The organism is Enterovibrio sp. FF113, from assembly GCF_041439165.1.
GTDB lineage: Bacteria > Pseudomonadota > Gammaproteobacteria > Enterobacterales > Vibrionaceae > Enterovibrio > Enterovibrio norvegicus_A.
In genome coordinates, this window is record NZ_JBGONO010000016.1 from 126140 (window position 1) to 132892 (window position 6753).

The following is a 6753-nucleotide window of genomic DNA, read 5'->3' on the forward strand; positions in this document are numbered from 1 at the left end:
TGAGCACTTCGTTCACTGAAACAAGACAGCCAACCGACATTTTCCGGTTGGCTTTTTTTTTAGCTATTTTGGATAAACAGCGTTCGTAGTGTTGATATTTCGTCACGCAGGCCCGCTGCGGTTTCAAACTCTAGGTTTTGAGCTGCCTCATACATTTGCGCTTCTAGCTTCTGAATACGCGCCTCAATTTGCTGTGGTGATTTGCTCATGTAAGCCGCATCTTCCTCTGCAACCGCTTTCAGTGAAGACGATACCCTTGGTTTGCGCTTTCCACCCATCTCCATGATGTCGGAAACTTTCTTGTTGAGCTTTTGCGGCACAATGTCATGTTCTACATTGTAGGCTTGCTGTTTTTCGCGACGTCGTTCAGTTTCATCGATAGCACGACGCATAGAACCCGTGATCTTATCGCCATAGAGTATCGCTTTACCATTTAAATTACGTGCTGCACGACCAATCGTTTGAATAAGCGACCGCTCAGAACGCAAAAAGCCCTCTTTATCTGCATCCAATATGGCCACCAGCGACACTTCTGGTATATCTAAGCCTTCACGTAACAAGTTAATACCGACTAATACATCGAACTTGCCAAGTCTAAGATCGCGAATAATCTCGATACGCTCCACGGTATCAATATCCGAGTGCAAATAACGCACACGCACCCCATGTTCTTCAAGGTATTCCGTTAAATCTTCCGCCATGCGTTTGGTCAGTGTTGTCACTAACACACGTTCTTGTATGGCTTCTCTTATCCGAATTTCTGAGAGAAGGTCATCAACTTGTGTCGCGACAGGGCGAACCTCGATTTCAGGATCCAGCAAGCCTGTAGGCCGCACTACTTGTTCAGCGATTTCTCCCGCTGACTTATCAATTTCATACGCGCTCGGTGTCGCTGAAACATACACGGTCTGTGGTGCGATAGACTCAAACTCGTCAAATTTCATCGGACGGTTATCAAGGGCAGATGGCAATCGAAAACCGTATTCAACAAGGTTCTCTTTACGCGAGCGGTCACCTTTATACATAGCACCGATCTGCGGCACGGTGACGTGAGACTCATCGATAATTAGCAAGCCGTCAGCCGGCAAGTAATCAAACAAAGTCGGAGGCGGCTCGCCATCATTGCGACCACTGAGATAACGCGAGTAGTTTTCGATGCCAGAGCAATAACCGAGTTCTTGCATCATTTCGAGATCAAACAAAGTGCGCTGCGAAATTCGCTGCTCTTCAATCAGCTTATTGTTCTCAAGCAGTACTTTTTTGCGATCAACCAATTCCACTTTGATGTGTTCAATGGCTTCAATAATACGCTCACGAGGGGTGACGTAATGCGTCTTAGGATAAATCGTACAACGCGGCAAATCGCGTTCAGAAATTGCACCTGTCAATGGATCGAACACGCTGATGCATTCCACTTCACCATCAAACAATTCAACGCGAATTGCGTCGCGATCAGATTCCGCAGGGTAAACATCAATCACTTCTCCGCGAACACGGAACGTACCGCGGGTAAACGCCTGGTCGTTTCGGCTATATTGGATTTCTGCAAGACGTCGCAGCATGGCGCGCTGATCAATCATGTCGCCGCGACGTAGATGAAGCATCATTTTGAGGTAAGAGTTAGGGTCACCAAGACCATAAATCGCTGACACCGATGCCACGATCACCACATCTCGCCTTTCCAACAACGCTTTGGTGGCAGACAGGCGCATTTGTTCAACGTGTTCGTTAATCGACGCATCTTTTTCGATAAAAGTATCCGTCGACGGAACGTAAGCCTCAGGCTGATAGTAGTCGTAATAAGAAACGAAATACTCAACGGCATTCTCAGGGAAGAACTCTCTCATTTCCCCATAGAGTTGAGCCGCCAGCGTTTTGTTGGGCGCCAATATCATGGTAGGCCGCCCCGTTTGGGCGATCACATTGGCCATGGTGTAAGTTTTTCCTGATCCCGTCACACCAAGCAGAGTTTGATGCGCAATCCCCGAGTCCAAACCTTCAAGTAACTGACTGATGGCAGCAGGCTGATCGCCCGCAGGTTTGAATGGCGAATGTAAGTTAAAGGCTTTACCCATGATTCGTCCGTGGCTAATAACTCGAACCGTTCATTTTCCGCTCTGGCTGAACTAAGTCAACTGACAAAGCGCTGACAAACCCAAATCCCTCATTTTCTTTTACCCGTAGCAAGACATTGAGTCAGTTGACATCCTTGAGTAAGCCGCTGATCATCACTGTCATAAGCAATGGAAACAATGCGTAATGGTTTCCACTCAAGCATTGAGGAATAAAATGAATAAGGTAGCAGTAGTGACAGGGGGTTCAGCCGGTATTGGTCTTGCCGTGGTTGAGGGATTCATCGAAGAAGGTTACACCGCCTATAGCTTGGATCTTCAACAAGGCGCATCAGGAAACTGGGTGGCATGTGATGTTACCGACCCTGACGCCGTGAACCGAGCCGTTGAGACAGTGTTGGCAAAAGAAGCCACCATTGATGCACTGGTATGCAATGCAGGCATTCATTTTAGTTCAAACATAGAAGCTACCCGCGAAGCGGACTTAGATCGCGTCTTCTCTATCAATGTAAAAGGCGCATACCATGCCATTCGCGCCTGCTTGCCAATCATGAAAGTGACCAACAAAGGCAGCATTGTGTTACTGGGCTCTGATCAGTGCACTATCGCAAAGACAAATTCCTTTGCTTATAACCTCAGCAAACACGCTATCGCTTCTATGGCAAAAACCACCGCGCTGGATTACGCCAAATATAACATTCGTGCTAATGCTGTCTGCGCAGGCACAACGGAAACGCCGCTTTATCACAAGGCCATCGACAGCTATTGTGCCCGCTCTGGCGCTAATAAAGACGAAGTACATAGAGAAGAAGGAAACCTTCAGCCGCTTGGTCGTATCGCCCAACCTGAAGAAATCGCAAACCTTGTGGTGTTTCTTGCCGGCGACAAAGCCAGTTTCATTACAGGCAGTTTGCATGCCGTCGATGGCGGCTACACGGCGCAATAACGATGCAGATTATTGATCCTCACTTGCATCTGTTTGATCTTTCGCTTGGACAATATGATTGGCTCCGTTCAGGTAATGCTCCGCATTGGCGTGATAAAGCGACGATCCAGCGTGATTTTTCTGACGCTGATTTGACGCTATCTGCGCCTCATCAACTCTGCGGATTCGTTCATGTTGAAGCCGGGTTTGATAATGACGCGCCGTGGAGAGAAATTGCATGGTTAGAAAGCACCTGCGCGTTGCCATTTAAAAGCATTGGATGTGTCGATATAACCCTGCCACCCAGCGCCTTTGCAAAGCAGTTAGCTAAACTGGGGCAATACCAAAGCTTGGTCGGTGTTCGGCATATTTTGGACAGCGGTGCTGTCACTTTGCTCGCCATGAACACAGTACATACTAACTTGAAGCAGATTGCTGACGCGAAGCTGATTTTCGAGGCGCAATTCGATGCGCAAGATACAGGAGCCGTTAACGCATTCATTCGAATGTCCAATGCCTTACCTACCCTGCGCTTGGCGTTAAACCATGCTGGTTTTCCACCACCGCAAAAACATTGGGAGTGGGACAAAAACATGAAGGCCTTGGCCGTATTGCCTTCACTGTCGGTCAAGGCGTCTGGTTGGGAAATGTCAGATCGACACTATCCCCTCTCCACGATACAAGATCGGCTAACTTCGTTAGTCACGCTATTTGGCGAAGACAGAATCATGCTGGCGAGTAATTTTCCACTGACGCTGTTTAGAGCGCGTTATGACGAGCTATGGCACGCTTACCTATCGCTTCCTTACTCGGAGGCCTTGCTAGCAAAGCTCTGCAATGAGAATGCTCGTCGCTTCTATGGCTTTTGATATCCCCCGGCAAATGACTTTCAGCGATTTTCGTGCAAAAACAAACAACCCGCATTTAAGCGGGTTGTTTTACTTTTATCATGCGAAGCAAATTTTACTTGATGATCATATGCGGTGAACGCTTCACCACTTCATCATTCAGTTCAATGCCGAGACCAGGCTCTTCTGACACTTGGAAGAAGCCATTAACAGGCTGTGGATCTTGAAGACACAATTCACGGTTCCACGCTTTGATCGCGTAAGTATGATGCTCGTGGATCAAGAAATTAGGAATCGCCGTTTCTAAATGCAATGAGGCAGCAGTCGCAACAGGACCACCGCAAACATGCGCTTGAATACGCACATCAAAGATATCCGCATAATCACACACCTTTTTGGTTTCAGTAAAACCGCCGCATAAGCCAATATCCGGCTGCAAAACATCAATGCTTTGGTCTTCCAGATACGGTCTCACACCCCAGCGGTTATACAAACGCTCACCACCAGCAATGGGCACCTTCACTTTGTCCGCCACTTTAGCGTGCAAAGAATGATTGAGATAGTTGACGGGCTCTTCGTAATACATGCAGTCAAATTCTTCGGCAATCTCGCCAAGTTGAATAGCCGTTGTCGCACCCGGTAGGCTATGGCATTCAAAAATGATATCAACTTCATCACCAACCGCTTCACGAATCGCTTTCATACGCGCGCGATACAACTTCATTTCACCGCGGGAGATAATTTTGGTTCGCTCGTAATAGGTGTTGCCATCTTTGTCATACATGATGGGATCAACCTTCACGGCATCATATCCTTCCGCGATGGCTTTTAACGCCGCTTCCGCATATTCCTCAGGCTGAGAAAGTGCCTTGAAATCTTTGTCCCAGTCAAACTGTAACTGAGAAGCGTAAGTACGCAACGTGTCGTTGACCTTGCCACCCAGCAATTGGTAAACAGGCACATTAAGCGCCTTGCCTTTAATGTCCCAAAGCGCCGTATCAATCGCACTCATCGCGGCATACACCACAGGGCCGCCACCTAAACCCCAAAAGCTTTCACGCAGCATACGCGACCATAGCTTTTCAGTTTGGAAAGGATCATGGCCAATCAGAAAGGCTTCTGCCATTTCTTTCACCATGTGCGCGGCAGCGCTATGGCCTAAGTCGTAAGCAAGACCCGCTTCACCGACACCGCTGATCCCTTCATCCGTGTGAATTCGCACAAACACCGGATTCCACGTTGTACGATCCGGGCAATGAATATCAAACACTTCAACTGATGTTACTTTCATCCTTGTACTCCAATAGGGTTATCGCTTTCTACCTTCCACTCGGGGAGAGGCGTTTAATCCATAAAACTCGGGTCGAGTCGCCATGCTTTACGCAATAATGAAGGCCAAGCCTTTTGGCCACCCGTCGCGCCGGAATGCACCACGTTCGCTTGAGCGACGATATTGTCTTGAATTGATTTAGGCACCGCGATGGTGTCTTTACCTGCCGCCTGCAACATTAGCTGTACTTCACAAGCACGTTGCATATCATAAAAACGCATGAAGGCATCACCCACCGTCGGCCCAAGCGTTAAACCACCGTGATTAACCAGCAGCATGTGATTGGTATTTCCAAGGTCACTTTGAAGGCGTTTACGTTCTGCATCATTGACCGCAAGCCCTTCATAGCCGTGATAGGACAATGAAGGAAGTGAAAACATCGAATACTGGCTCAGTGACTGCAAGCCTTCCTTTTGCGTCGCCACCGCGATGGTTTCGTTAGTGTGCAGGTGAATAACGCAATGGGCATCGTGACGCACTTCATGAATCGCGCTGTGAATCGTGAACCCCGCAGGGTTAATAGTAAATGGCGAGTCATCGAGAATGTTGCCGTCTAAATCGACCTTAACGAGGTTCGATGCAGTCACTTCATCAAAAGCGACGCCGAAAGCATTGACTAAGTAGTTATCAGTCTCTGGGATACGAAGAGAGAGGTGGGTATAAATGAGGTCATCCCATCCCATATGAGCAACCAAACGATAACAAGCAGCCAGATCGACACGGCGCTGCCACTCGATGTCGCTAACTTTCCCTTTTAAGTCCAATTTGGGTAAAGCATCCACAATCTCGTCCTTTTGATAGTTCTTGCTCTTCTCAGCTTGTCTTATTTACGGGGTCATCGCAAACAAGATACTGAAAACTGCGCACGTTTTTAAAACGTAAAAGTGTGTACAACTCAATTTATCGCTGACAATTGAAAATATCATCAAAAAACACCTCAACACACTGTTGTTTACTTGATTTTCGCCAACAATATTCATATTACTCCACATTTCCATCCCAAAGAGGATCTTTAAATGGGGGTAAAAGTCTTGATTAACACACTTATCCACAGATTTTGTGGGTAACCTTTGTCGAACCAATCACTAAAAGCACTTAGGAATGTCAATGTATTTTTCATTAAATACTCCCTTAATAGACCGATCCCACATCAAAAGAGCCAATGAGAGCTACATCACAAAGTTTTTGAACCTGTCCAAAGCGATAGTTGGCTCAATATAGATACCCATAAACACTCAATTGACATCGTCGCGGTTACTTTTCAACCAATCTAAGTCACGGCGATTTTCTGCACCGCTGGAAACAGCATTCTTCAATCGAAAGTGATGTTCGCTAATACAATCAGAGAATTTCTTAAGCCAACACTGATCCAAGCTTAAATCTGACGCATATTCATCCAACAGAACAAAAAAGCAGCCAACTTTGATCGCACATTAAACAGATGATTTAAAATCGTCATTTTGTAGTGTTTGAGAGGTTGACAGCCTACGAGACGATAGCTAAGATTCGCCCCGCTTTGAGAGATTCCCCCTTAGTTCAGTTGGTAGAACGGCGGACTGTTAATCCGTATGTCGCAAG

5 protein-coding genes are annotated in these 6753 nt (G+C 47.0%); 2 read left to right on the forward strand and 3 right to left on the reverse strand.

Features of this window, described 5'->3' with window-relative positions; all coding sequences use genetic code 11:
- Positions 1–59: 59 nt before the first annotated feature.
- Positions 60–2075 (reverse strand): excinuclease ABC subunit UvrB, encoded by a 2016-nt coding sequence (uvrB, locus tag ACED36_RS14255; RefSeq protein WP_016961491.1) that lies wholly within the window; start codon positions 2073–2075, stop codon positions 60–62.
- Positions 2076–2289: 214 nt separating this feature from the next.
- On the opposite strand from uvrB, the gene ACED36_RS14260 reads away from it, so the two are divergent.
- Both ACED36_RS14260 and ACED36_RS14265 read left to right on the forward strand, forming a co-directional pair.
- Complete coding sequence (locus tag ACED36_RS14260; protein WP_371733443.1) at positions 2290–3018, forward strand: SDR family NAD(P)-dependent oxidoreductase; 729 nt, start codon at positions 2290–2292, stop codon at positions 3016–3018.
- A 2-nt stretch (positions 3019–3020) separates the two neighbouring features.
- Positions 3021–3866 carry an amidohydrolase gene (locus ACED36_RS14265; protein WP_371733445.1) on the forward strand — a complete coding sequence of 282 codons (846 nt, stop codon included), beginning with the start codon at positions 3021–3023 and terminating at the stop codon, positions 3864–3866.
- Between the two features lie 94 nt (positions 3867–3960).
- Here ACED36_RS14265 and ACED36_RS14270 read toward each other — a convergent pair whose 3' ends face one another.
- Together ACED36_RS14270 and ACED36_RS14275 are read right to left on the reverse strand one after the other, a co-directional pair.
- Positions 3961–5136 (reverse strand): mandelate racemase/muconate lactonizing enzyme family protein, encoded by a 1176-nt coding sequence (locus ACED36_RS14270; RefSeq protein ID WP_371733446.1) that lies wholly within the window; start codon positions 5134–5136, stop codon positions 3961–3963.
- 53 nt (positions 5137–5189) lie between these two features.
- Entirely contained in the window at positions 5190–5957 is a 768-nt protein-coding gene (locus ACED36_RS14275; protein ID WP_016961487.1) for a class II aldolase/adducin family protein, read from the reverse strand.
- Between the last annotated feature and the right edge of the window lie 796 nt (positions 5958–6753).

Coding starts and splice junctions, on each gene's coding strand:
- uvrB (WP_016961491.1), bottom strand. CDS start 2,075: ATGGGTAAAGCCTTTAACTTACATTCGCCATTCAAACCTGCGGGCGAT.
- ACED36_RS14260 (WP_371733443.1), top strand. CDS start 2,290: ATGAATAAGGTAGCAGTAGTGACAGGGGGTTCAGCCGGTATTGGTCTT.
- ACED36_RS14265 (WP_371733445.1), top strand. CDS start 3,021: ATGCAGATTATTGATCCTCACTTGCATCTGTTTGATCTTTCGCTTGGA.
- ACED36_RS14270 (WP_371733446.1), bottom strand. CDS start 5,136: ATGAAAGTAACATCAGTTGAAGTGTTTGATATTCATTGCCCGGATCGT.